The 266-nt window shown below is 56.4% G+C and carries 1 protein-coding gene; it reads left to right on the forward strand.

What is annotated here, in order from left to right; genetic code table 11:
- Positions 1-50: 50 nt before the first annotated feature.
- The coding region (locus Q5762_RS38620; RefSeq protein WP_315896988.1) for a LysR family transcriptional regulator at positions 51-266 on the forward strand (216 nt) is incomplete at its 3' end.

Here is a 266-nt window from a genome sequence, read left to right on the forward strand (position 1 = left end):
TCGCTATAAAGCATATCTTTTATGAACTTGTTTCACAAATGGTGCGGCGGATGGACAATCGTGTTGGTGAGATGGATGTGTTTCTGCGTGTCGTCGACACCGGCAATTTCTCCGAGGCCGCGCGGCAGTTGCATATCGCACCGTCGTCAGTTTCGAAACTGATCGGCCGCCTTGAAGCGCGACTGGGCGTTCGCCTCTTGGAGCGCTCCACCCGGAGCCTTTCATTGACGGCTGAGGGTCGCCGGTATTATGAGCGTGGCCAGGGG

The sequence above is a fragment of the Streptomyces sp. P9(2023) genome, from assembly GCF_032436795.1.
Classification (GTDB): domain Bacteria; phylum Actinomycetota; class Actinomycetes; order Streptomycetales; family Streptomycetaceae; genus Streptomyces.